The sequence below is a fragment of the Shewanella zhuhaiensis genome (assembly GCF_022484835.1).
In the GTDB taxonomy this organism is placed as follows: domain Bacteria; phylum Pseudomonadota; class Gammaproteobacteria; order Enterobacterales; family Shewanellaceae; genus Shewanella; species Shewanella khirikhana.
The window spans coordinates 758,343-783,695 of sequence record NZ_JAKUDL010000001.1; the positions used below are offsets into that span (position 1 = coordinate 758,343).

Annotated in this window: 21 protein-coding genes and 2 tRNA genes; 18 read left to right on the forward strand and 5 right to left on the reverse strand. The window is 53.4% G+C overall.

The genetic code is table 11. The annotated features are described in order from the left end of the window. Positions 1–68: 68 nt before the first annotated feature. Positions 69–779, forward strand: a complete 711-nt coding sequence (locus tag MJ923_RS03285; RefSeq protein ID WP_240589887.1) for a SapC family protein — start codon at positions 69–71, stop codon at positions 777–779. Between the two features lie 6 nt (positions 780–785). Then, positions 786–2,297, forward strand: coding sequence for a tryptophan halogenase family protein (locus tag MJ923_RS03290; RefSeq protein ID WP_240589888.1), 1,512 nt, complete (start codon positions 786–788; stop codon positions 2,295–2,297). Positions 2,298–2,359: 62 nt separating this feature from the next. Here MJ923_RS03290 and MJ923_RS03295 read toward each other — a convergent pair whose 3' ends face one another. Beyond that, a complete protein-coding gene (locus MJ923_RS03295; RefSeq protein WP_240589889.1) occupies positions 2,360–3,877 on the reverse strand; it encodes a tryptophan halogenase family protein in 1,518 nt (505 codons plus the stop codon). A gap of 19 nt (positions 3,878–3,896) precedes the next feature. Next, positions 3,897–4,787: a sulfite exporter TauE/SafE family protein gene (locus tag MJ923_RS03300; protein WP_240589890.1), complete on the reverse strand. Its 891-nt coding sequence runs from the start codon at positions 4,785–4,787 to the stop codon at positions 3,897–3,899. Between the two features lie 533 nt (positions 4,788–5,320). Between MJ923_RS03300 and MJ923_RS03305 the strand changes: the two genes are divergently transcribed. The 8 genes from MJ923_RS03305 (at position 5,321) to nagP (ending at position 16,469) form a co-directional block, all read left to right on the forward strand. Then, positions 5,321–6,184, forward strand: coding sequence for a substrate-binding periplasmic protein (locus MJ923_RS03305; protein ID WP_240589891.1), 864 nt, complete (start codon positions 5,321–5,323; stop codon positions 6,182–6,184). After that, the gene (locus MJ923_RS03310; protein WP_240589892.1) at positions 6,181–7,668 is read left to right on the forward strand and encodes a methyl-accepting chemotaxis protein; all 1,488 of its coding nucleotides are present in this window, start codon (positions 6,181–6,183) and stop codon (positions 7,666–7,668) included. The genes MJ923_RS03305 and MJ923_RS03310 overlap by 4 nt, the downstream gene beginning before the upstream one ends. 30 nt (positions 7,669–7,698) lie before the next feature. Further along, positions 7,699–10,353, forward strand: a complete 2,655-nt coding sequence (locus MJ923_RS03315) for a family 20 glycosylhydrolase (RefSeq protein ID WP_240589893.1) — start codon at positions 7,699–7,701, stop codon at positions 10,351–10,353. A 230-nt stretch (positions 10,354–10,583) separates the two neighbouring features. Beyond that, positions 10,584–11,489, forward strand: coding sequence for an N-acetylglucosamine kinase (nagK, locus tag MJ923_RS03320; protein ID WP_240589894.1), 906 nt, complete (start codon positions 10,584–10,586; stop codon positions 11,487–11,489). A gap of 44 nt (positions 11,490–11,533) precedes the next feature. Continuing rightward, positions 11,534–12,532, forward strand: a complete 999-nt coding sequence (nagB-II, locus tag MJ923_RS03325) for a glucosamine-6-phosphate deaminase NagB-II (RefSeq protein ID WP_240589895.1) — start codon at positions 11,534–11,536, stop codon at positions 12,530–12,532. Between the two features lie 19 nt (positions 12,533–12,551). Beyond that, the gene (gene nagA / locus MJ923_RS03330; protein WP_240589896.1) at positions 12,552–13,685 is read left to right on the forward strand and encodes an N-acetylglucosamine-6-phosphate deacetylase; all 1,134 of its coding nucleotides are present in this window, start codon (positions 12,552–12,554) and stop codon (positions 13,683–13,685) included. A gap of 108 nt (positions 13,686–13,793) precedes the next feature. Then, on the forward strand, positions 13,794–14,930 hold the full coding sequence (nagX, locus tag MJ923_RS03335) for a transmembrane glucosamine N-acetyltransferase NagX (RefSeq protein WP_240589897.1): 1,137 nt from the start codon (positions 13,794–13,796) through the stop codon (positions 14,928–14,930). Between the two features lie 234 nt (positions 14,931–15,164). Then, on the forward strand, positions 15,165–16,469 hold the full coding sequence (gene nagP / locus MJ923_RS03340) for an N-acetylglucosamine MFS transporter NagP (protein ID WP_240589898.1): 1,305 nt from the start codon (positions 15,165–15,167) through the stop codon (positions 16,467–16,469). 215 nt (positions 16,470–16,684) lie between these two features. Here the strand turns inward: nagP and MJ923_RS03345 are convergent. Both MJ923_RS03345 and MJ923_RS03350 read right to left on the reverse strand, forming a co-directional pair. Continuing rightward, a tRNA-Thr gene (locus MJ923_RS03345) sits at positions 16,685–16,760 on the reverse strand. 8 nt (positions 16,761–16,768) lie between these two features. Then, positions 16,769–16,844 (reverse strand) — tRNA-Phe (locus tag MJ923_RS03350). 370 nt (positions 16,845–17,214) lie between these two features. On the opposite strand from MJ923_RS03350, the gene MJ923_RS03355 reads away from it, so the two are divergent. The 3 genes from MJ923_RS03355 (at position 17,215) to greA (ending at position 18,986) form a co-directional block, all read left to right on the forward strand. Further along, positions 17,215–17,760 (forward strand): cytochrome b, encoded by a 546-nt coding sequence (locus MJ923_RS03355; protein ID WP_240589899.1) that lies wholly within the window; start codon positions 17,215–17,217, stop codon positions 17,758–17,760. 2 nt (positions 17,761–17,762) lie between these two features. Next, positions 17,763–18,335 carry a YceI family protein gene (locus MJ923_RS03360; RefSeq protein ID WP_240589900.1) on the forward strand — a complete coding sequence of 191 codons (573 nt, stop codon included), beginning with the start codon at positions 17,763–17,765 and terminating at the stop codon, positions 18,333–18,335. Between the two features lie 174 nt (positions 18,336–18,509). After that, positions 18,510–18,986, forward strand: coding sequence for a transcription elongation factor GreA (greA, locus tag MJ923_RS03365; protein ID WP_126166081.1), 477 nt, complete (start codon positions 18,510–18,512; stop codon positions 18,984–18,986). 76 nt (positions 18,987–19,062) lie between these two features. On the opposite strand, the gene yhbY is transcribed toward greA, so the two are convergent. Further along, on the reverse strand, positions 19,063–19,362 hold the full coding sequence (yhbY, locus tag MJ923_RS03370; protein WP_126166082.1) for a ribosome assembly RNA-binding protein YhbY: 300 nt from the start codon (positions 19,360–19,362) through the stop codon (positions 19,063–19,065). Between the two features lie 90 nt (positions 19,363–19,452). Between yhbY and rlmE the strand changes: the two genes are divergently transcribed. From rlmE to tpiA, 5 genes are all read left to right on the forward strand, one after another. Further along, positions 19,453–20,082, forward strand: coding sequence for a 23S rRNA (uridine(2552)-2'-O)-methyltransferase RlmE (rlmE, locus tag MJ923_RS03375; protein ID WP_126166083.1), 630 nt, complete (start codon positions 19,453–19,455; stop codon positions 20,080–20,082). A 45-nt stretch (positions 20,083–20,127) separates the two neighbouring features. After that, complete coding sequence (ftsH, locus tag MJ923_RS03380) at positions 20,128–22,077, forward strand: ATP-dependent zinc metalloprotease FtsH (RefSeq protein WP_126166084.1); 1,950 nt, start codon at positions 20,128–20,130, stop codon at positions 22,075–22,077. Positions 22,078–22,145: 68 nt separating this feature from the next. Continuing rightward, a complete protein-coding gene (folP, locus tag MJ923_RS03385) occupies positions 22,146–22,985 on the forward strand; it encodes a dihydropteroate synthase (RefSeq protein ID WP_240589901.1) in 840 nt (279 codons plus the stop codon). A 65-nt stretch (positions 22,986–23,050) separates the two neighbouring features. After that, a complete protein-coding gene (gene glmM / locus MJ923_RS03390) occupies positions 23,051–24,400 on the forward strand; it encodes a phosphoglucosamine mutase (RefSeq protein WP_240589902.1) in 1,350 nt (449 codons plus the stop codon). Between the two features lie 169 nt (positions 24,401–24,569). Beyond that, positions 24,570–25,352 (forward strand): triose-phosphate isomerase, encoded by a 783-nt coding sequence (gene tpiA, locus MJ923_RS03395; protein WP_240589903.1) that lies wholly within the window; start codon positions 24,570–24,572, stop codon positions 25,350–25,352. Position 25,353 lies beyond the last annotated feature (1 nt).

A 25,353-nucleotide genomic window follows, 5' to 3' on the forward strand; every position in this document is an offset into this window, starting at 1 on the left:
AAGGGAGCTTGCCTCCCTTTTTTATTACGTCGAAAAAACAAACAAAAATAACAATTGAAGGACCTGTCATGAATAACCAAGTTGTAATGTTGGATCCAACCAAGCACGCGGATTTGAAAGCAAAGAAGGCTGACTTTTCGTTTGCCGCTGATCAACACCTTATCCCGCTTGCTATCCACGAAGTGGGTTTTGCCGCAATCGATGCGCCGGTAATTTTTGTAAAGAACGCTGAAACCGGTGAATTTCAGATTGTATCTATGCTTGGTCTTAAGCCTGGCGAAAACCTGATGGTTAAAGATGGAAAGTGGCAGGGACAGTACTACCCGTATGTGGTTCGCGATTATCCATTTACCCCAATTCTGCACCCTGAACATCAGGACAAACTGTGGATTGGTGTTCGTGAAGACGCCTCTGTATTAGGCACCGATGAAGGCGTTGCATTGTTCGCAGAAGGTAAAGAAACAGAGTTTATGACTGCGCGTAAAGAAGAAGTGTTAAAGCACTTCGAGGCAGCTCAGCTCACTAAAGAACTTTTGAAAGTTCTGGTAGAAAAAGAACTACTGGTAGCTCAGACGTTGACAGTAAACGTGGGTGAAGAGCAGCGCAATATCAATGGTATCTACCTTATTGATGAGCAGAAACTGAACGGCTTGTCCGATGAGGCCTTTCTGGAGCTGCGTAAGCGTGGGTTGCTCGCGCCAATATATAGCCACCTGACATCACTGTCTCAGGCGAGCCGTCTTGCTAAGCTTGAGCTGTTGAAAAACAAGGGCGAGTAATTTTCTATGACGGCAATCACTCCGCTCAGGCGCATCCTTATTGTAGGTGGTGGTACGGCGGGGTGGATTGCCGCCTGTCATCTGGCCAAAAAACTCACTCCCCGGGGAATAATCGTTACCTTGGTGGAGTCGCCCAATATACCTACTATTGGTGTGGGAGAGGGCTCTGTGCCCATGATGCGCGACACCCTAAAGTATTTCGGTATTCGGGAAGACGCCTTTATTTCTCAGTGTGACGTGACATTTAAGCAAAGTGTTAAGTTTATCGACTGGAATAATGAGTCGGCCAGCGGTGAATACTATCACCATCTGTTTGATTATCCGCAGTGGCGTGGGCAGACCGAAGATTGGCTTGCCAAGCCTGCCTTGAGCCGTAACAGCTACGCCGACCAAGTATCCTGGCAGGGACGGCTTGCCGACGCAGGTTTTGCTCCCAAGGCGATTACCCAGCCTCAGTTCGATGGCGTATGCAATTACGCATATCACCTTGATGCCGCCAAATTCACCGACATGTTGACCGTTCATGGCAAGTCCTTGGGGGTCGAACATTTGTTGGCTGATGTTGTTGCTGTTGATTACTGCGAAGAACAAGGGATCCGCTCTGTTAGCACTGCCCAGCTTGGTACGCTGAGCGCCGATTTGTATGTGGATTGCACCGGTTTTGCGGCAAGACTGATTGATGAAGCGTGCAAGGTCCCATTTATCGACAAAGGTGACGTGCTGTTGGTGGACACGGCAATAGTGGCGCAAGTGCCTTACCCTGATGCGCATACGCCTATTCCCTGTTTTACCAAATCGACAGCGAAAGAGGCGGGCTGGATTTGGGATATCGGCTTATCCACGCGTCGCGGCACCGGGTACGTGTATTCCTCTCGTCATACGTCAGATGAGCGTGCAGCCGAAGTACTTCGCCAATATTTAGGGGAAGCGGCCCCGACTGAGTTTCGCAAAATTCCGATGAAGGTTGGTTATCGGGAGCGCTCTTGGCATAAAAACTGTGTCGCTATCGGTTTGTCATCGGGTTTTGTCGAACCGCTTGAAGCGACAGGGCTGCTGATATTCGATGTCACCTCCAGAATGCTGGCTGAAACCATGCCCCATTGCCTTGAGGCCATGCCGCTCGTGGCAAATCGATACAGCGCTCAGGTGTGCCAGACTTGGCTAAAGGTAATTGATTTCATCAAGCTGCACTATGTATTGTCATCGAGGCGCGATACTGAGTTTTGGCGTGACAATCAGGCGTCAGAATCCATTCCCGACACCCTAAAAGAGTTGCTTGCACTATGGCGTTATCAGGTGCCGACACCTTATGAATTTGCCTCTACCATGGATATCTTCAAGCAGGAGAATTTTTTATACGTCCTGTATGGCATGGCTTACCCGACACAGGTGCCTGCTACTGCCATTGAAGATGGCGCCGAGGTGACGGCAAACGTTGCACAACGGCTGATGAAGCAGCTTTTGCCCCACCGGCAGTTGATTGACAAAATCAAGCAGTATGGTTTGCAGCAAGTGTGAAGCATCCATCCAATAAAAAACGGCCATCGGGCCGTTTTTTATCGGCTTTCGCTCGATAAGCGTTACAGTTTGAGGAACTGTTTATGGGTCATTGCCTGCGATGCGGCCTGCTGGTTGAGCAATTTTGTTTTACGCAGTTGTTCCTGCAATTCAAAGGGAGAAAAAGTTGCACTTACGCTTGGATAGTGCCCCATTCCGTAGAGCACATAGCGATAGTTGTCTTCAGTAAAAATGGTGCTGAAACCGGAATCGATGTCGGCATTCTCACATAACTTGTGTTTCCATAAGGCCAATTTGTTTTCGAACTCAGGTAGATGGGTTGCTGAGGCAGCAGCTTGACACCAAAACTCGGTGTCGCGTCTGTCGGTCAGGCAATAGTGCAACACAATAAATTGACGAAGATCATTATAAAAACCGGCGATTTTTCTGTTGAACGCATCTCTAATAGGCTGTGGAATTGATCTTGCGGTTAAGTGTGTCGCCAGCAAGCGCACCGCCAGATTGATAAGATGTAAGCCGGTTGATTCGAGCGGTTCGATAAAACCACCGGAGAGGCCGATAGCGATGCAGTTACCAACAAAAGATTCCTTGCGCCGGCCGATTTTCATGTCCAGATGCACAACTTTCAGGATGGTTTGCTCTGAACCAAGGTGTTGTTTTAGCTCTGCTTCGGCTTCATCGCGGCTCAGGCGGTTGCCATCGTACACATAGCCGGTTCCCTGACGATGGCAGAGGTCAATTTCCCATACCCAGCCATTGCTGAGGGCGGTGGCAGTTGTATAAGGCTTCGGTATTTGGCCTTCGCGATAATCACGCTGGATAGCTACGGCCTTATTGCATGGCAGTTCCCGTTCAAAAGAGACCCAATTGTCTTCTTTGAGTTTACTGATTAGCAGACCTTTAAAGCCGGTACAGTCGATGTAAATGTCCGCATCGAATCGGCCTTTATCCGTTTCAATGGCCACGATGTTTTCGCCTTCGCAGATAACCTCAGTCACATTGGCGATGATATGTTCTACGCCTGCTTCACAGGCCTTTTTTCGCAGGAAGCGCGCCATCAGCGTGGCATCGAAATGATAGGCATAGGGCATCATCCCCTGATATTCACGGCTGAAACTGGTTTTGGGGCATTTCGCTTGGCGGATAAGTTCACTCGCCATGCTGACTGCTGAATCAAAGTTATTATCTTGTCTTTGCTGTGATTGCTCGTGCTCAGACAGCCAGGCCAGAGCGAGGTCAATGTTGCCTCCTTGCTGGGTTGAGTCGAACGGGTGGAGATATTCGTGCGTTTTTCCGTCTCTTGGTGCCATCCAGTTGCGAAAAAGAATGCCGGTTTTCAAGGTGGCGTTGGTGTTGGCGATGAGTTCAGCTTCAGAAATCCCCAGAGCAGCAAAGAAATACCGAATCGAATGTACGGTCGCTTCACCGACGCCGATAATGCCGAAATCTTCGCTTTCAATCAGGCGGATGTGCACGTTTTTGCGATGTTGGTTATAGAGGCGATTAAGGAAGGTGGCGGTCATCCAACCAGAACTGCCACCACCGACAATAGTAATGGAGCGAACTGCAGAATTATCCATGGGTACATCCTATTTATTGTTACTGCACCAGCATCACGCAGCCGGTGAGCACTATCCAGAAGGCGAAAAACAGTTTAAGGCCTTTGACCGGTAACACCAGTGCCAGTTTGCGGGCGAGTATGCCGCCGATAATGGCGCCAGGGCCGGCAAAGAGTACCAGTTCAAACAGTGCATTACTGCCTGGTGCCAAGTGTAGCGGTGCGGCCGACCAGACAGTCAGAGCCGACACTATGACACCGGCAGCTACAGACATAGGCGCGTTAAAGCGGCGAATAAGCAGGTAAATCACCATAAGCTCACCCACACCCACCGACAGCCACGCGGTGATGATGCCTCCGCCGAGCCCGATCCCAATTAGCACCAGCAGATCCCACTGACTCAGGGTGGTGCGATGCGCCTTGGTCTGCTTTCTTATGCTGTTGGCAATAATGGCGGCGCCCAACAGAATCGAGAAGATGCTGAAGCTGGTGTGCAGCGAGGCGGGGGATTGCAGCCCAAGGCCCTGGCATAGCCACAGGCCAGCAATTGCCGTAGGCGCTGTCCAGACCACGGCCCTGGGTAACATTTGCCATTCGCAGTCCTTAGCATGGCGTTTTTTGAAATGGTAACTCCAACTGAGGGCGCCTGCGGTCATACCGAAGCACTGGATGGCAAAGGACGTCGCCACCGCCTGCGCCGGGGTGAACTGAAGGGCATCGAATACAGGAATAAAAATAACGCCGCCACCGGCGCCTGTGCTGTTGGCAAAGATAGCGCCGCTGATCCCAAGCAGCATGAATCGGCCATAGGAGGCGAGCAGCTCAGAAAGGTCGCCAAGGCTATTTGCCCACAGCCACCAAAAGGCGAGGGCAATCAGTGGCAGCAGTGGCCAGAGCCAGCGGCGTTTGTGTAGTGTCAGTTCAGTTTGCAAAGCCGTTCCTTTTAGGTTGTTGTTATGCCAACGGCGATGGAGTTGGACGGTGTCGGCGGAGCAGTTGCTGTTAACTGCTGGCAGATTGTCCAAGATTTTAGCAATGAATGACATCGCTGTCATTCGGTTGTCTGTTAAAGCCTATTTCGTAATTTACTGAAAAATATAGTTATAACGAATGACTCTCAGAAGCGACGAAAAAATGTCAAAAAATTGTAGAAATCCTGTGCCGCATTGTGTAATGTAACTAATGACAGCGTTGTCATTTGCTTGTGTGGCTTTGTTGTCTTGTAAGGTCTGCATGAAAGGGATGAGGTCTCCTTTTTCATGTGTTTATTGGCAAGTACGTATCTGTCGGGCGGCTATGTACTTGTATTTAAACTTAAATAGTCTCTCCCCAGAAACTATTGTTGGCTGGGTGCTGTACGCAGTGCCCAGCCCTTTTTTTGGGTGATCGACTAAAAAGCCCGGGTATTGGCGGTACTAAAACAACGACAACCCCCATGGCGAAAGCCATAAAAAAGGGCTGCACAATGCAAATAAGGTCTTGGTTTTACGCACTGTTTATTTCGGTTTCCCTTGCCGGCGCTTTGCCGTGCCAAGCCGCCGACGCATCTCTGGTTACTACCATTCCCAACAGTTGGCAGTTCACGCTGCTTACCGAAGCGCTGAAGCGCTCGGGCACTGACTATCAGATTTCCCAACTAAGCTCCGAGATGAACCAAAAGCGCAAAGTTGAAGAGGCGCTTGAAGGCAACATTGATATCTTTTGGAGCATGACCTCAGCCGAACTCGAACGCACCGTTTTACCCATCAGGGTGCCCTTGTTCAAAGGGCTGCTGGGCAACCGGCTGCTTATCATCCGTGAAGCGGATCAGGGCCGTTTTGCCAAGGTTAAAAACAAACAGGATTTCAGTGCTTTTCGGGCAGGTCAAAACCGGTACTGGCCCGACGCTACCATTATCGAATCCAACGGTTTGCCGCTGATTACCAGTTACAAATACAAAAACCTTTACCCCATGCTCGAAGGTGGTCGCTTCGATTATCTGGCGCTGGGCGCTCAGGAAATCTGGGATGAGCTGGCCAAACATCCTGATCCGGCGCTGAAAGTCGATAGCCGGGTCTTATTGCAATACCGCAGTCCTGCGTACTTCTTTGTTTCCCCCAAACGTCAGGCGCTGGCCGAGGATTTGAACCTTGGCCTTGAGGCCATGATTGCCGATGGCAGTTTCGATCGCATGTTCAATAAAGAGCTCAAAATCGACGAGCTCTATCGCATCGCCAAATTCAATGAACGGGTCATCATCCGCTTGAACACGCCGGATTTGAGCCCGCAGACGCCGGTAAACCGGCCTGAGTTATGGCTCGACCTGTTCAGTATGGAGGGGGTGAAATGAACAATAATCTGGCTCTCAAGGTGCAGATTGGCCTGGCGGTGGCGCTGTCAGGCTTAATGGTGCTGCTGTTTGGTGCAACCTTTTTGTTCGAAAAGCAAAAGCTTGAACAGGCCTTTGCAGAATATGAAAAAGACACCCTCGCCAGCTTGGCAGTGACCATGGCTCAGCCGGTGTTTACCTATGATTTTGAACAGATAGAAGCTATTTTGTCGGTGACCCTGGAGCAGGAGCAAATTGCCGCGCTGAAGGTGTTCGACCATCGCGGTAAGCCCATGGCCAGCGTTGGCAGTAATACCGGCGAAGATGCGGGGCTTGAGCAAAAGAGCATCAGCTTCAGCGACAACGGTAAACCCACCGGCAAGATGGACGTGACCTTTACCCGGGCGCCCATTGAGGCGCGGCTTAGTGCACTGCTGCTTGGGCTACTGGCCCAGGGCGCACTGATTTTGTTGCTGACTATGGTGGTGATCGTCATCATCCTCAAAAAGTTAGTGATTACTCCGCTGGCCCATGTGGTATCGGCGATGGAGGATGTAGCCAGCGGTGATGGCGACCTGACCCGGCGGCTGCCGGTGGAAAGTCAGGATGAGATTGGCCGTCTGGCATCGGCTTTTAATGCCTTTATTGAACAAATTCATGCCACTGTAACCAAGGTGCAGGAAACCGCTGCCCAGCTGATTGAAGGGGCTGGTACCCTGGGCAGCCTGAGCGGCGCCAATAATCTGAGGGTGCAGGAGCAACGTCAGGAGACCGAAGCCGCGGTGACAGCGGTCAGCCAGCTGTCGGCCAGTGCTGCCGAGGTGGCTGGTAATGCCCTGCGTACCTCCGAAGCCGCGGCTGAAGCCGATGCCCAGGTGGATGAGAGTCAGCGCCGCTTTGACCTGAGTCTGGGACTGACCCGTCAGCTGGTGGACGAGCTTAGTCGCTGCGCGGTATCGGTGCAGCAGCTGCAGCAGGAAACACAAAAGATTGATGAAGTGGTGGTGGTGATTAACAGCATTGCCGAGCAGACCAATCTGCTGGCGCTGAATGCCGCCATTGAAGCCGCCCGGGCGGGAGAGCAGGGCAGGGGCTTTGCCGTGGTGGCCGACGAAGTGCGCACCCTGGCAAGCCGTACCCAGCAAGCCACCGGCGAAATTCAAAAGATGATCCAGCAGGTGCAAACCCGGGTGAATGATACGGTTACCGTGATGGGGGCCAGTCAGCAGCTGTCGGATAAGTCGTTGTCGCAAGCCGAGGAAATCAAATCCATGCTTGCCAGCGTCACCCGCCTGGTTTCCAATATCAACGCGATGAATACCGAAGTGGCCCATGCTGCATCAGAGCAAACCAGCGTCACTGAAAATATTTCCAGAAGTTTGAACGATCTCGCCGGCATCTCAGGTTCGGCCTCAGCAGACAGCGCTTCGTTGGCGCAGTCCGGTGAGCGCCTGTTCCAACAGGGGGAAAGATTGCGGGCACTTGTAAACTCATTCAGGTTGTAGCCCTGAAAAACAGGAAAAATGAGGACAACAATGAAATTTTCCTTAGCCGCATCTGCGATTCTTCTCGCCCTCGGTGTCAGTGGGTGCTCACAAGCCCCGGTCGAGCCCGCTGCCGTTGCCGCCGAGCCTTCGGTGCTTAGCCAGGCCAGTTTGCAGGCCTTCGCAGATGGGCTGGACGTGAAATATCGGGTGATCACCAACAGACCCGATGAACAGTGCAAAAAAGACGCCGGTGAAGGCCGCTGCTTTCAGGCCGAAATTGTGCTGACATCGCCCATCGACTTCGACGGTCGCGATTTTGAAATCTATTACAGCCAGATGCGCCCGGTGCAGTCGGTGCAAAGCACAGACTTTGTGATTGAGCATGTTAAAGGCGATTTGCATCGCATCAAGCCAACCGGGAGTTTCGGCGGATTCAAGGCTAACCAGAGTCAGACCCTGGCGTTTCGCGGCGAGCTGTGGCAGCTGTCTGAAACCGATGCCATGCCCAATTATTACATTACCGCGCCAGGACTTAAGCCGGTGGTAATTGCCAGCACCAGGCTCGCGGTCGAGGCGGAAACCGGTCTTGAGCTGCGCCCTTACGTTGAAGCCTTTACCGATGCCGACAAGCAGTATCGTCGTACCGACAACGACAAGCTGCCATGGGCAACGGCGCCAGTGCTGTTTGAGGCGAATCAGTCGCTTGTAGCTGACCCTGCCGCGGCGGCCCAGCGTATAGTGCCTGCGCCTTTGTCGCAAACCCTGGAAGCGGGCCTTGGCACGCTGGACTTGTCTGGCGGTATTGCCGTTGAACTGCCACAGGGACTGGATAAAGCCGCCATTGATGCTGCGCTGGCGCGTCTTACCCGTCTGGGTATTGAGGAGGCTGCGAATGGTGCCAAGCTTAAGCTGGTAAGTGATGACTCACTTGGTGATGAAGCTTATAAGCTCCTTATTCGCCCAGAGGGCGCCGAGATTAAAGCCGCCACCGATGCAGGCTTTGCCTATGGTCTGTCGTCACTGGCGGCGCTTGTGCAGCCAGGTAAGCCGGTTATCAGCGCGCAAACCATCACAGATGCGCCAAGGTACGGCTTTCGCGGCATGCACGTGGATGTGTCCCGTAACTTCCACTCCAAAGAGTTTATGCTAAGCCTGCTTGACCAGATGGCGGCCTATAAGCTCAACAAGTTGCACCTGCACATGGGTGACGATGAGGGCTGGCGCCTTGAGATTGATGGTCTGCCGGAGTTGACTGAGATTGGCAGCAAACGTTGTCATGACCTTGCTGAAGACACCTGTCTGTTGCCGCAGCTTGGCAGTGGTCCGGATGCCGATGTGAAGGTCAATGGTTTCTACAGCAAGGCTGACTATATTGAGATCCTGAAATACGCCTCCGCCAGACAAATTCAGGTGATCCCGTCGATGGACATGCCCGGCCACAGCCGCGCTGCGGTTAAAGCCATGGAGGCCAGATACCGCCGCCTCGCCGAGGTGGGCGATATCAAGGGCGCCGAGGAATATCGCCTTATCGATCCGGAAGATAAGACGGTTTACAGCTCTATTCAGTATTACGACGACAACACCCTCAACGTGTGTATCGAGTCGACGTACCACTTTGTTGACAAGGTGATTGATGAAATTGCCAAGCTCCACAAAGAAGCCGGTCAGCCACTGACCCGTTATCACATTGGCGCCGATGAAACCGCCGGTGCCTGGCTTGAGTCGCCTAAGTGTGAAGCCTTTATTGCCAATAACGACAAGGGCGTGACGGACAAGAGTGAGCTGGGTGCTTACTTTATCGAGCGGGTGGCCAACATGCTGCACGACAAGGGCATTGAGCCTGCTGGTTGGAGTGATGGCATGAGCCACACCCGCCCGGAAAAAATGCCTGCCATGAACCAGAGCAACATCTGGGATGTGGTCGCTCACAAAGGTCATCAGCGTGCCCACAAGCAGGCTAACCTCGGCTGGGAAGTCGTACTGTCTAACCCTGAGGTGCTGTATTTCGATTTCCCGTACGAGGCCGATCCGAAGGAGCATGGCTACTACTGGGCGAGCCGCGCCACCAACAGCCAAAAGGTTTTCGGCTTTATGCCGGGTAACCTGCCGGCCAATGCCGAACAGTGGCTGGATATCGAGAACAACCCCTTCGACGCCGACGACACAAAGCAGCTGGATGAGGCGGGCAAGGTTATCAGCGAGCCTATGCAGCCTGGTAAGGCCTTCTATGGCGTGCAGGGCCAGCTGTGGAGCGAGACCATTCGCAGTGACGAGCAGGCCCAGTACATGATTTTCCCGCGCCTGCTGATGTTGGCGGAGCGTGCCTGGCACAAGCCGGGTTGGGAAGTGCCCTACAACCATGAAGGCGCGCTCTATAACCAGAGCAGTGGTACTTTCAGCGCCGAAGCCCGTGCGCTGCAGGCCGCCGATTGGCAGCAGATGGCCAACACCCTTGGCTATAAAGAGCTGGCTAAGCTGGATTTGGCCGGTGTGCACTACCGTGTACCCACAGTTGGCGCCCGGATTGAAGATGGCAAGCTGTCGGCCAATATCGCCTTCCCGGGTTTGGGTATTGAATACCGCGAGGCCGGTGGCAATTGGCAGTCTTATCAGGGGCCGGTTGCGGTAACCAAATTGCCGGTTGAAGTACGTGGTGTGGCGGCAGATGGAACTCGCAAGGGCCGCACCCTCGAAGTGAAGTAACCAGGCTGTAACAACAGAGGTCTGATTTTTTCCTATGAAAATCAGACCTCTTTTTAGTGTCAGTTTGACGGTTTACGCGGGCTTCCCGCGGGGTGAACACAGAATTCTTCCCCTGTTCAAAAAACAAATGACAACGCTGTCATTTTTGCTGTAACATGGGGTTAACTTGAAAAATGCATAGGCCGTGGACAACGGATCCACGCCAAATCCAAATGTGCAAAGAGGAACTCATGGCTTTTGACCAAACCCTGGAAGGGCAGTTGTATCTGGGTGTAGATGGCGGTGGCAGCAAATGCCGCGCTACCCTGTATAACCACAGACTCGAGGTGCTGGGCACAGGTGTTGCCGGGCGAGCCAACCCTTTGTTTGGTCTGGAGCAGACCTTTGAGTCGATTTTGGCATCTACTGAGTTGGCGCTCAAAGATGCGGGCCTGAGCCTCAGGGATGCAGGTTCGCTGGTGGCCGGTCTCGGGCTTGCCGGTGTGAATGTGCCAAGACTGCTTGCCGATGTGCAGGGCTGGCAGCATCCCTTCAAGGCCATGTATGTCACTTCCGATCTGCATACTGCCTGTATTGGTGCTCATCAGGGCGCCGATGGCGCTGTGATTATTACTGGCACCGGCTCGTGCGGCTATGTGCATGTGGGTGATGACAGCCTGAGCCTGGGTGGCCATGGATTTGCCCTTGGCGATAAAGGCAGTGGCGCCTGGATGGGACTGCGTGCCGCCGAGCATGTGCTGTTGCACCTCGACGGGTTTGCCAAACCCAGTGCGCTGACCGAACGTCTGTTTGCCAACCTGGGCGTAAACGATGCTCTGGGCATTGTTGAGAACCTGGCTGGCCGCTCATCGAGCTGCTACGCCAAACTTGCCCGCGAAGTGCTGGCCGCTGCCGACGAAGGCGATGAGGTGGCCAAGGCCATCATGCAGGAAGGTGCCGCCTATATCAGTGAAATGGCGCGCAAGCTGTTTGCCCTGAACCCAAGCCGCTTCTCCATGATTGGTGGTTTGGCCGAGCCCCTGGCCAAGTGGCTGGATAAGGATGTAACCGCACGGCTTGAACCTACATTGGCTGCCCCGGAAATGGGCGCAGTGCTCTTTGCTATTCAACAACATACAAAACAGTCAGCGGCCTGAGGCGGCTGACTTTACCCACTATTTCCAGACTTAAGGTGACACAGATGACCAATACCATCATGGAGCAGGAAGCCCGTACGGCTCCCGCCAAAATTGCGGCCCAGCTGGCTGCCAACGCTCAGATCACTGCCGAGCTCGGCGCCAAGCTGCGGGAACTGAACCCCCGCTTCGTGATGATAGTGGGTCGTGGCAGCTCCGATCACGCCGGCGTGTTCGGAAAGTACCTGTTTGAAATCGAAACCGGTGTGCCTACCTTTGCCGCGGCCCCTTCTGTTGCCAGCGTGTACGGTAAGTCGCTGAAACTCGATGGTGCGCTGGTGATCGTGATCTCCCAGTCCGGTCGTAGCCCTGATATTCTTGCCCAGGCCCGTATGGCCAAAAACGCCGGTGCCTTCTGTGTGGCCTTGGTGAACGATGAGTCTGCGCCTATCAAAGACATAGTAGATGTTGTTCTGCCACTGCGCGCCGATGAAGAAAAAGCCGTTGCTGCCACCAAGAGCTACCTGTGCACCCTGTCTGCGCTTATCCAACTGGCTGCAGCCTGGACCCAGAGTGAGTCACTGGCCAAGGCCGTTGAGACCATGCCTGCCGCGCTGGAAGCCGCTGTAAATGCCGAGCCTCAGCTCACTGCCGAAGGCATTGGCGCCGTGCGTAACCTGGTGGTACTGGGCCGTGGCCTCGGCTATGCCGTCTCCAAAGAGATTGCTCTGAAGCTTAAAGAAGTCTGCTCTATCCACGCTGAAGCCTTTTCCAGCGCCGAATTCCTCCACGGTCCTGTGACCCTGGTTGAGAAGAAGCTGACCATTGTGGATGTGTGCGTGGGCGATGAGTCTTATGCCAGCCACATCGAGCAGATTGAGAACGTCAGCAGCCGCGGTGCCGATTTGGTTCACCTGAACCAAACCTCCACCGACATCCATCCACGGGTGGCGCCACTTGCACTGCTGCAACGCTTCTACATTGATGTGGCCGCCGTAGCCGTTGCCCGTGGCATTGACCCGGATGCACCGGCAGGCCTGAAAAAGGTTACCCAGACCCTGTAATTTATTGCCCGGAGCGCGCATGAAAACGACCCTTATCGCCGAGCGCCTGTTTGATGGCGAGCAGTTTCACCACAATGTGCCTGTAACTGTGGAAGATGGCCAGGTGCTGGCCCTCGACACCGTAGCTGGCAGCGCCGAGGTGAAATTGCAGGGCACCCTGGTGCCTGGTTTTATCGATGTGCAGGTCAATGGTGGCGGCGGTGTGCTCTTTAACGACACCCCAACTGTGGCCGCTATTGAAGCCATAGGCGCCGCCCATGCTCGCTTTGGTACCACAGGGTATTTGCCGACGCTAATCACCGATGGGGTTGAGACCATGGCCCGCGCCGCCGATGCGGCAGCAGCGGCTATCGCCAAAGGCTCCACCGGCGTGCTTGGGGTTCACTTTGAAGGGCCGCATCTGTCGGTACCTAAAAAAGGTGTGCATCCCGAGTCGCACATTCGCCGCATCGGCGATCGCGAGCTGGAGATTTTTGCCCGTCAGGATCTGGGGCTCAAGGTGGTAACTCTGGCACCTGAGAATGTGTCACCCGAAGTGATCCGCGCGCTGGTCGAGGCCGGAGTGAAGGTGTGTTTGGGTCACTCCAATGCGGATTACGCCACCACTGTCGCAGCGCTCGAAGCAGGTGCCAGCGGTTTCACTCACCTTTATAATGCCATGTCGGCACTCACTTCCCGTGAGCCAGGCGTGGTTGGCGCTGCCATCGACAGCGATGATGCCTGGTGTGGTTTGATTGTTGATGGTCACCACGTGCATTCAGCGGCGGCCCGTATTGCCATCAAAGCCAAGCCCCGCGGTAAGGTGATGTTGGTGACCGATGCCATGCCGCCCGTTGGCATGGACGAGAACGCCAGCTTTGAGCTGTTTGGTATCCAGGTGGTGCGTCAGGGCGACAAGCTCAATGCCCTGACCGGAGAGCTGGCCGGCTGCGTGCTGGACATGGCCGGTGCGGTGCAAAATACTGTCGACATGTTGGGGCTGCCGCAGGCGGAAGCCATTCGCATGGCGTCACTCTATCCTGCCGCGTTCCTTGGCATCGACAACCGGGTGGGGACCCTGGCTGTCGGTAAGCAAGCCGATATGGTACTGCTCGATGAAAACGGCCGTTGCCGTGGTACCTGGATTGGCGGCAAGCAGGTGTTTGGTCTGTGATCCACACTTGACGACTACCGGCCCTGGCGGAGTAAGCTCCTCCGGGGCCTGTTTTTATCTGCAACAAACTGAAAAATAAAAAACATAACAAAAACAAAGGATAAAAAGATGCAAGTAACACAGACCAAGGCCGGCAAGCCGAGGTTAATGTCACTCGATGCCTTGAGGGGCTTCGATATGTTCTGGATTCTGGGTGGAGAGAAGCTGTTTATTGCACTCTTCGCTCTCACTGGTTGGTCGTTCTGGCAGCTTGCCGATGCCGAAATGCACCACAGTCAGTGGCATGGCTTTACCTTCTACGATTTGATTTTCCCGCTGTTTATTTTCCTCTCCGGTGTAGCTTTGGGGCTGTCGCCCAAACGTCTCGATAAGTTGCCGCCAGCTGAGCGCAATCCCATTTATCGCCATGCGGTTAAGCGCCTGTTTCTGCTGTTGGCCCTGGGCGTGCTTTATAACCATGGCTGGGGTGCTGGTATTCCGGCTCATCCAGAAGAGGTGCGCTATGCCAGTGTGCTGGGTCGCATCGCCTTTGCCTGGTTCTTTGCCGCGCTTTTGGTATGGCACACCAGTCTTCGCACTCAGATAGTGGCGGCCGTGACGATTTTACTTGGCTACGCAGCGATTCAGTTGTGGCTGCCGGTACCGGGCGGTCAGGCTGGGGTGCTGACCCCCGAAGGCTCGATTAATGCCTGGGTGGATACCCATTTTCTGCCGGGGATCACCTATCAACACCGTCCTTACGATCCAGAAGGCATTCTTTCCACTTTGCCTGCCATAGTGAATGCGCTGATGGGCGTATTCGTTGGCCGCTTTATTGTGAAGCCGCACCCCAAGGGCGACTGGGCCAAGGCGGGGATTTTGGCTGGGGCAGGGGTGTTGGCACTGGTGCTCGGTTGGGGGCTTAATCCGCTATTGCCGGTGAACAAAGATTTGTGGACCTCAAGCTTTGTACTGGTGACCACCGGCTGGAGCTTGTTGTTCCTCGCTCTCTTTTATGTGGTGGTGGATTTGCTCGGTGCCAAACGACTGGCATTCCCCTTTGTGGTGATTGGGGTGAACTCCATCATTATTTATCTGGCGTCCAGCCTGATGAGCTGGGATTACCTCAGTAAGAGCCTCTTTGGTGGACTTATCAATGTGTTACCTCTGCCTGCTCAGGCGTTGGCGGCAGCCATCGGCTTTTTGCTGGTGCAGTGGGCGCTGCTTTACTGGATGTACCGCAAAGGCATATTCATCCGGATTTAAGTCAGGGGTGTTAGCCTGCCGGCGCTCTGGGGCGCCTCAGGCGGCCTTGTTAATCGCATTTTAATAAAATGACAGCGTTGTCTTTTTGGGTGTTGTGATTTAACATCAGTTAAACATTGATGGAGAAATCCGGTTTTCCAGGCTTCAAACCCTAAGGAGCGGGATAAACCGACTGGTCAGCCGATGTCAGCCAGCCTGATGTCAGAACATTAATTACTATAAGAAAGCAGGCTTATGGAAATGACTCTTAAAAGTGAAAGTAAACGTAGCAGCGTTATCCCGATGGCGATTGTCGCGGGGCTATTTTTCATTCTTGGGTTTGCCACCTGGTTAAATGGCTCTTTGATGCCGTACCTTAAGCAGATCCTTCAACTGACCCCGTTCCAGGCTTCACTCATTCTGTTCTCCTTTTATATTGCCGTGACCTTTACCGCACTGCCTTCCGCGTGGGTGATCCGTAAAGTGGGTTACAAAACCGGTATGGCGATGGGGATGGGGATCATGATGATCGCCGGGTTGCTGTTTATTCCAGCGGCCAAAACGCAAATATTCGGACTGTTCCTGTTTGCTCAGCTGGTGATGGGCGCAGGCCAAACCTTACTGCAAACTGCTGTTAACCCTTATGTGGTGCGCATTGGCCCCGAAGAGTCTGCTGCGGCCCGCGTCAGTGTGATGGGTATTTTGAATAAAGGCGCTGGCGTTATTGCACCTTTGGTGTTTACCGCGCTGATCCTGGACTCGTTTAAAGACCGCGTGGGTACCGAACTTAGTGCCGCTCAAATCGATGAAATGGCCAACGGCCTGGTGATCCCTTATCTGGGCATGGCTTTGTTTATCGGTTTCCTTGCCATTTTGGTCAAGAAATCTCCGCTGCCAGAACTCGAAAGTGAAGAGCAGGACGAAGAGCACAACAAAGGTCAGATCCGTGAAGCCCTGTCTCATCCAAATCTGGCTCTGGGTGTGGTAGCACTGTTTTTCTACGTTGCCGTGGAAGTCATTGCCGGTGACACCATTGGTACCTTCGCGCTCTCTCTGGGCGTTGAAAACTACGGTGTGATGACGTCTTACACCATGGTTTGTATGGTGCTGGGTTACACCCTGGGTATCCTGACTATTCCTCGCTTTATTTCTCAGCCAACCGCGCTGATGATCTCTGCGATTCTGGGGATATTGCTGACACTGGGGATCCTGTTTGGTGACAACAACTCCTATGCGATTGCCAATGCGGTATTGGTGCCTTTCGGTGGTGCCATGCTGCCAGACACCCTGCTGCTAATTGCCTTCCTCGGTTTGGCTAACGCTATTGTATGGCCGGCTGTATGGCCTCTGGCGCTGTCTGGTATGGGCAAGTTGACCAGCACAGGCTCGGCGCTGTTGGTGATGGGTATTGCCGGTGGTGCTTTCGGTCCACTGTTCTGGGGATTGACCAGCCAGGCATCGTCGCTTGGCCAGCAAGGTGGCTATATGGTCATGCTGCCATGCTATCTGTTTATCCTGTTCTATGCCGTAAAAGGCCATAAGATGCGCAGCTGGAAGTAACAGTCCGATGTGTTGATGCAGATAAGAAAGGAGGCTTAGGCCTCCTTTTTTTGTGCCTGAAACTTTGTGCTTGAAATTCATGCCTGCAACTCATCCAGCTCTCGATGATTTGAATGAATCATCATGGTCTAAGCAAAGGTTTCAGGAAGGGGCGGGCAAAGAGATGTATCAAAACGAAAAAAGCCACTCGTTTGAGTGGCTTCTACTACTTTTTTTGGTGCCGGCACCAAGAGTCGAACTCGGGACCTACTGATTACAAGTCAGTTGCTCTACCAACTGAGCTATGCCGGCCTGAAAGGTGGTGCCCGAACCCGGAATCGAACCAGGGACACGCGGATTTTCAATCCGCTGCTCTACCAACTGAGCTATTCGGGCAACTAAATTGAGTGTTAGTCGTCTACTTCAGACCGGGTTGTTGTGCCCGTCTCGTCTGGAGTGCGCGTATAATATAGCGGTCATTTTTTTCCTGCAAGCGCTTTTTCCGCAGTTTTTGTGCGTCTGGCCAGTTATTCACCAAAGTGCCGTGAAATGGGGCTTTTCTGCCGATTTAACCAGCAAATTGGCTGGGTTGGCGGCCATATACCTCCTAAAGCTCAATGTTTACCTGGCCCATCAATGCTGTTTTCGGTGCTGTTTGCTTCATTTTTCTAAAAAATCGAACCGTATTGGCGATTTTTAGCGATTTTCTTTTTCAATGCACGCCTTAAGATGATAACCATTCTCGTTAACTCGTTTTGGTGATCATATGTGGCGAAATCGTTCTTCCGGATATGGCTGGTTTGCCATAGGTATTCACTGGCTAATGGCACTGCTGATACTGGGGCTGTTTGCGCTGGGCCTGTGGATGGTGGAACTCACCTATTACAGCCCTTGGTACAAGACAGCGCCTTTTTGGCACAAGGGCCTCGGCGTTCTGATGTTTTTACTCTTGTTGCTGCGACTGGCCGTACGAGTAACAAGTACTTCTCCAAAAGCATTCGGCAGCGCACTTGAACAGATCGCCGCCAAGTTTACTCATTTACTGCTTTACCTGTTGCCGCTGGCACTGGTGTTCAGTGGCTATTTGATTTCCACCGCCGATGGCAGGCCGCTGGATGTGTTTGGTCTGGTGTCTGTTCCGGCTTTGGTGACCTTTGAGGGGCAGGAAGATATTGCCGGGGATGTACATGCACTGCTCGCCTGGTCGTTGATTGGCCTGGTGGCTCTGCATGCGCTGGCGGCCCTCAAACACCACCTGATTGATAAAGACACCACCTTATTACGTATTTTAAGACCGCAAAAGGAAGCTTAACCATGAAAAAGACACTGATCTCTGCTCTGCTCGCCAGCACCGTGATGGCCGCCCCGGCCTTTGCCGCTGACTATGTGATTGACAGCCAGGGCGCCCACGCGTCTATCCATTTTAAAGTGAATCACCTGGGTTACAGCTTTGTTGTAGGGCGCTTCAATGATTTTGGCGGTGAATTCAGCTTTGACGCCAAATCCCCTGAAACCGCTAAAGTAAAGGTGAAGGTGAACACCCAGAGTCTGGACTCGAACCACGCCGAGCGTGACAAACACCTAAAGAGTGCCGACTTTATCAATGCAGGCAAATACAGTGAGGCTGTGTTTGAGTCGACCTCAGTAACAGCGGCCGCCGATGGCAATTTGCAAATCAGCGGTAACTTCACCTTAAATGGTGTGACCAAGCCGCTGGTTATCGACGCCGTAGCCGTGGGTGAAGGCACTGATCCCTGGGGTGGATACCGCGCAGGCTTTACCGGCACAACCAGCTTTGCCCTTAAGGACTACAACATTAACTATGATTTGGGCCCCGCCTCGACCCAGGTAACCCTGGACCTGGTGGTGGAAGGCGTTCGCAAGTAAGGCTTACACTTTTCCCTCCTTAAATAGGCCCCGAAAGGGGCGTTTTTCATGGGGAATTGTCGTGCATCGGGCACGGATTTCAGGGTACACTAGCGCCAATTTCACGCATCGTTTTCCTGTGCTGGTTTGATACCGGCATCAGGTTGCTTTTGTTTTAAGGAGACGAAAGACACTATGAATAAGGTGCCTATGACGGTGGTTGGAGCCGAGCAGCTCCGTAAAGAACTGGACTTTTTGAAGTTCGACCGTCGCCCTAAAATCACTGAAGCCATTGCCGCGGCAAGGGAGCTTGGCGATCTTAAGGAAAACGCCGAATATCACGCTGCCCGTGAAGAGCAGGGGATCTGTGAAGCCCGCATCCGTGATATCGAAGGCAAGTTGTCCAACGCGCAAATCATCGATGTGACCAAGATGCCCAACACTGGCCGCATCATTTTTGGCACCACAGTGACCATTCTGAACCTGGATACTGATGCCGAAGTGACTTACCGCATCGTGGGTGACGATGAAGCCAATATCAAAGAAAACCTGATTTCGGTGAATTCGCCCATTGCCCGTGGTCTGATTGGCAAAAACCTGGGGGATGAAGTGAATATCACGACCCCGGCCGGTGTGACTGCCTACGAAGTGGTGGAAGTGGAATACATCTGATTGCTGCCGCTATCAAACAAAAAAGCCGCTTTTCAGCGGCTTTTTTGTTGATTCTCTCACGCGAGAGGGCGAAAGATTAACGCGCCTTTGGCAGGCCAATCTTTTGCTCTTCGGACTGGCGATACAGCACCAGCACGTGACCGATAAGCTGTACTTTGGCAGCCTGGGTTTCACGTACAATGGCGTCAACGATGGCGAGCTTCATTTCGCGATCGCTGGTAGCCACTTTCACCTTGATAAGTTCGTGGTGATTCAGGGCTCCGTCGATTTCAGCCAGCACTCCCTCGGTCAGGCCATTGGCCCCGAGCAGCACCACCGGCTTTAAATCGTGCGCCAGTCCTTTGAGATGCTGTTTCTGTTTGGTCGTCAGGTTCATTTCTACCAACTTTTGCTGAGTTACTGTTGAAAGTTGGGTATTCTACCCTTATATAGCCCTTGTGTAACTCTCATTTGTCGCGGATTTTTAATGACAGCTAAAAAACGTTCTGCCAGCTCCACCCGGTGGATGCAGGAGCATTTCGATGATCACTATGTGAAATTGGCCCAAAAACGGGGCTTACGTTCCCGCGCCGCTTTCAAACTGGAAGAACTGCAGGAAAAGGATCATCTGATTAAACCCGGCATGACAGTGGTGGATTTGGGTGCAGCCCCCGGTGGCTGGTCCCAGGTAGCTGTCAAACTTGTGGGTGATAGGGGCAAGGTTGTTGCCTGTGATATTCTGCCGATGGATCCCATCGTTGGGGTAGACTTCCTGCAGGGCGATTTCCGTGAAGATGCGGTACTCGAAGCCCTCCTTGAACGGGTGGGCGATGATAAAGTGGATGTGGTGCTGTCTGATATGGCACCGAACATGAGTGGTACTGGTGGTGTTGATCAGCCCCGGGCCATGTATCTGGTGGAACTGGCGCTGGACATGTGCCATCAGGTATTGGCGCCCAACGGCAGCTTTGCCGTTAAAGTCTTTCAGGGGGAGGGCTTTGACGAATACATGAAAGCGGTCAAAGAGGCGTTCAAGGTCGTCAAAACACGTAAACCGGACTCATCGCGGGCGCGCTCCCGTGAAGTCTATCTGGTGGCAACAGGGTACAAGTTGTAGTACCCTGAGGCTTAGCTTCGCAAGACTGTAAAGAGGCCTACTAACTTGAGTGATATGGCAAAAAATCTCATTCTCTGGGTCGTCATCGCCGTTGTGCTGATGTCGGTGTTCCAGGGCTATTCCCCCTCTTCTTCGTCATCGCAGAAGATGGATTACTCCACCTTCCTGGACGATGTTCGTTCCGGCCAAATCGCCACGGTCGAAATCAAAAGCGACCAACGCACTATCGAAGGGCAGAAACGCAGTGGTGAAAAATTCACTACTATCATGCCCATGTATGATCAGGATCTGATTAACGACCTCGATCGCAAAGGCGTGACCATGAAGGGCGAGGAAGCGCAGGAATCCAGTTTCCTGACGCAAATCTTCATCTCCTGGTTCCCGATGCTGCTGCTGATTGGGGTGTGGATCTTCTTTATGCGTCAGATGCAGGGCGGTGGCGGCAAAGGCGCCATGTCCTTTGGCAAAAGCAAAGCCAAGCTGATGAGTGAAGACCAGATTAAAACCACCTTCGCCGACGTCGCTGGCTGTGATGAAGCCAAAGAAGAAGTGAAGGAAATGGTGGACTACCTGCGTGACCCAACCAAGTTCCAGAAACTGGGCGGCCGCATTCCTACAGGCGTGCTGATGGTAGGTCCTCCAGGTACAGGTAAAACCCTGCTGGCCAAGGCCATTGCCGGTGAAGCCAAGGTGCCATTCTTTACCATTTCCGGTTCTGACTTCGTGGAAATGTTCGTCGGTGTGGGTGCATCCCGCGTGCGCGACATGTTCGACCAGGCTAAGAAGTCTGCGCCCTGTATCATCTTTATCGACGAAATCGATGCCGTTGGCCGTCAGCGTGGCGCCGGTCTCGGTGGTGGTCACGATGAGCGTGAGCAGACTCTGAACCAGATGCTGGTTGAGATGGACGGCTTTGAAGGTAACGAAGGCATTATCGTGATTGCCGCGACCAACCGTCCAGACGTGTTGGATGCGGCGCTGTTGCGCCCTGGTCGTTTCGACCGTCAGGTTGTTGTGGGTCTGCCAGACGTACGTGGCCGTGAGCAAATCCTGAAAGTGCACATGCGCAAAGTGCCATTGGCAGAAGACGTAAAAGCGAGCGTGATTGCCCGTGGTACACCAGGCTTCTCAGGTGCCGATTTGGCCAACCTGGTTAACGAAGCAGCCCTCTTTGCCGCCCGCGGTAACCGCCGCGTGGTAAGCATGGAAGAGTTTGAGCGTGCCAAAGACAAAATCATGATGGGCGCTGAGCGCCGCTCCATGGTGATGTCGGAAGCCGAAAAGGAAATGACCGCCTACCACGAAGCCGGTCACGCCATTGTGGGTTATCTGGTACCTGAGCACGACCCTGTGCACAAGGTGACCATTATTCCCCGTGGCCGCGCGCTGGGTGTAACCTTCTTCTTGCCTGAGGCCGATGCCGTCAGTCAGAGTCGCCGTAAACTCGAGAGTAAAATCTCGGTTGCCTACGGTGGTCGTCTGGCCGAAGAGCTTATCTACGGCACCGAGCAGGTCTCAACCGGTGCCTCTCAGGACATCAAGTACGCCACCTCTATCGCCCGTAACATGGTGACCCAGTGGGGCTTCTCCGACAAGCTTGGCCCGCTGCTCTATGCCGATGAAGAAGGCGAAGTGTTCCTCGGACGCTCTATGGCCAAGGCTAAGCACATGTCCGACGAAACGGCTGCGCTTATCGACGCCGAAGTGAAAGTCATCATCGACCGTAACTATGAGCGTGCCAATCAGCTATTGGTTGATAACATGGACATCCTGCATGCCATGAAAGATGCGCTGATGAAGTACGAGACTATCGACTCCCGTCAGATTGAAGATTTGATGGAGCGCCGTGAAGTGCGTATGCCTGCCGACTGGCAGAAAGACGAGCAAAATGGTGACAAAGGCGATAAAGGCAACAAAGGTGTTGAGGCTGCCTCAGAAGATGAAGCCGCCAAGCCGACAGACCTGAATCCCGACGAGCCAGTGACCAAACACTGATGCTGTCGCAGGATTGATGTAATAAAAGAAAACCCCGGTCTCGGGGTTTTCTTGTTTGAGGAGAGCACGTGTTCACGCTTACAGCTAGGGACAAAAACCTCGACCTGAGTCGCCCGGTGGTAATGGGCATCCTGAATGTCACCCCCGACTCTTTCTCTGATGGCGGTCGATTCGCCGCGATTGAGTCGGCCTGCGACCATGCCGATCAGTTGGTGCAACAAGGCGCTGTCATTATTGACATCGGCGGCGAGTCCACTCGGCCGGGGGCCGCCGAGGTGTCGCTTGATGAGGAGCTTTGCCGAGTCATTCCGCTGGTCGAATATGTAGCCCGCACCCACGATGTGTGGGTGTCCGTGGATACCAGCAAAGCCGAGGTGATGCGCGAAGCTGCCCTGGCTGGTGCCCACCTGATTAATGATGTGCGGGCGTTGCAGGAGCCTGGTGCTCTGGCCGCCGCGGCCGCCACAGGCTTGCCAGTGTGCCTGATGCACATGCAGGGTCAGCCGCGCACCATGCAGCACAGTCCACAATATGACAATCTGATTGATGATGTGTGTTCGTTTTTTGAACATCGGATTGCCGCCTGTGTTGACGCCGGGATCCCACAGGCGCAGATTATCCTTGATCCTGGTTTTGGATTCGGCAAAACCCTGGCGCACAATTATGAGCTGCTCGCCCGATTTGCAGCCTTTGAGCGCTTTGGCTTGCCGTTACTGGCGGGATTGTCCCGCAAGAGTATGTTTGGCAATCTGCTTGGCCGCGATGCGACCTCACGTCTCGCGGGCAGCCTGGCTGGCGCTATGCTGGCCGCCCAGCAGGGAGCCAATATCATTCGGGTTCACGATGTTGCCGAGACTGTCGATGTACTTAAGGTACTCGAGGCAACCGGAGCCTATGACAAGCTGTGACACAGGATGTGACAGCATAAGAAAGTTGAAGTCCTGCAAGGACCTGAGAGTAAATGGGGTAGAGCGTGTCACAACGTAAATTTTTTGGAACCGATGGCATTCGTGGCAAGGTAGGTTCAGGCCAGATGACGCCTGAACTGGCACTGAAGCTGGGCTGGGCCGCCGGCAGGGTTCTGGCCCGTACCGGTACCCGCAAGGTGATTATTGGTAAAGACACCCGCATTTCGGGTTATATGTTTGAGTCGGCACTGGAAGCGGGTTTTTCATCCGCCGGATTGAATGTGCTGCTGATGGGGCCAATGCCTACGCCTGCAGTAGCCTATCTTACCCGTACCTTCCGCGCCGAAGCCGGGGTGGTGATCAGCGCTTCCCACAATCCTTATTATGATAATGGCATCAAGTTCTTCTCCACTGACGGCAGCAAGCTCGACGATGAGATTGAACTGCAAATTGAAGCTGAACTTGAAAAGCCACTGGAGTGTGCTGAGTCCCAGCACCTTGGCAAGGTGTCCCGCATCGACGATGCCCGCGGCCGTTACATTGAATATTGCAAAGGTAACTTCCCCGCAGATCAGACCCTGAGTGGCCTTAAAATCGTAGTGGATTGTGCCCACGGTGCTACCTATCACATTGCCCCGGCGGTATTCCGTGAACTCGGCGCCGATGTCGTTGCCATAGGCATTGAGCCAAACGGCATGAACATCAACGACAAGTGCGGTGCTACCTCCATGGCAGCCATCCGTGACAAGGTACTCGAAGTTAAAGCCGATCTTGGGATTGCCCTGGATGGCGACGGCGACCGAATCATGATGGTCACCCGCGATGGTGAGATTGTCGATGGCGACCAAATCCTTTATATCCTTGCCCGCGATGCCAAAGAGCGCGGCATTCTTAAAGGTGGCGTGGTAGGCACGCAAATGGCCAACCTCGGTTTGGAGCTGGCATTAAAAGAAGAAGGCATTCCTTTTGCCCGCTCCAAAGTGGGCGACCGTTATGTGATGGAACTGCTGAAAGAACATGGCTGGCGCATCGGCGGCGAAAACTCTGGCCATATTCTCAATCTCGACCACGGCACTACGGGTGACGGCATTGTGGCAGGCATCCTGGTGCTGGCAGCGATGCGTCGCAGCGGTAAAGATCTGAAAGAGATGATTAATGATCTGAAGATGTTCCCGCAAATTCTGGTCAATGTCCGCTTTGAAGGCGATAAGAATCCACTGGAAGCTGAAAGCGTGACTGCCAAGGTTGCCGAAGTTGAGCGTGAGCTTGGTGAGCGCGGCCGGGTGCTGCTGCGTAAATCCGGCACCGAGCCGCTGCTGCGTGTGATGGTGGAAGGTGAGCACAAAGACACGGTAACCCGTCTTGCCAATGCAATTGCCAATGCAATTGCCGATGCGGTAAAAGCGGCGGTGTAAAAGCGTTAATGTATAAATTTTAGTGGCTTAGCGCGCGTTTTAAGCAAAAATAGGCTCGCTGGAATAAAAAAGCAACAGTCGAGCCTGTTTTTGCCAAAAAGTCGAAAATAGGTGTTGTAACTTAAAACGCGGTTCGCTATTATTCGCTCCGCTTTCAGAGGAGATGGTGATGGCTCTCAGACGTCCAATGGTAGCAGGTAACTGGAAGATGAATGGCAGTGCTCAGCTGGCTCAGGAACTCTTCAGTAAGTTAGCCGTAAAGCTCCAAAATGATTCAGCGGAAGTCGTGATGTGTCCGCCAGCAATTTACCTTGAAAGCGTCAGGCAACTGCTTGAAGCGAATAAAGAAGCCCTCAACGGCTGCTTGGTTCGAATGGGCGCTCAAAACTTAAGTCAACATGACTTTGGTGCCTACACCGGTGAAATATCCGGGCAGATGCTGAAAGATTCCGGATGTCGATATGTAATTGTCGGACATTCAGAGCGGCGAAGAATGTATGGTGAAACCAGCGACATAGTCGCAGAGAAGTTCGCCGCCGCTCAAAAGCACGGACTGACCCCAATACTTTGTGTTGGTGAATCCGGTCCAGCGCGTGAAGCAAGACGCACCTTCGAGGTGATTGCAGAAGAGCTGGATGTGGTGATCGAAAAGAACGGCACCATGGCTTTTGATAATGCCATTATCGCTTACGAGCCACTTTGGGCAGTAGGCACAGGCAAAAGCGCTACACCAGAGCAAGCCCAGGAAGTGCATGCGTTTATACGCAGAAGGCTCTCTGAAGTGTCTCCCTTTATCGGCGAGAACATCAGGATCCTCTACGGCGGCAGTGTGACGCCGAGCAATGCGGCAGATTTGTTTGCCCAGCCTGATGTTGATGGTGGACTGATTGGCGGAGCCAGTTTAAACTCAACCGAGTTTTTAACCCTGTGTTCCATAGCAATGAGCGCATGAT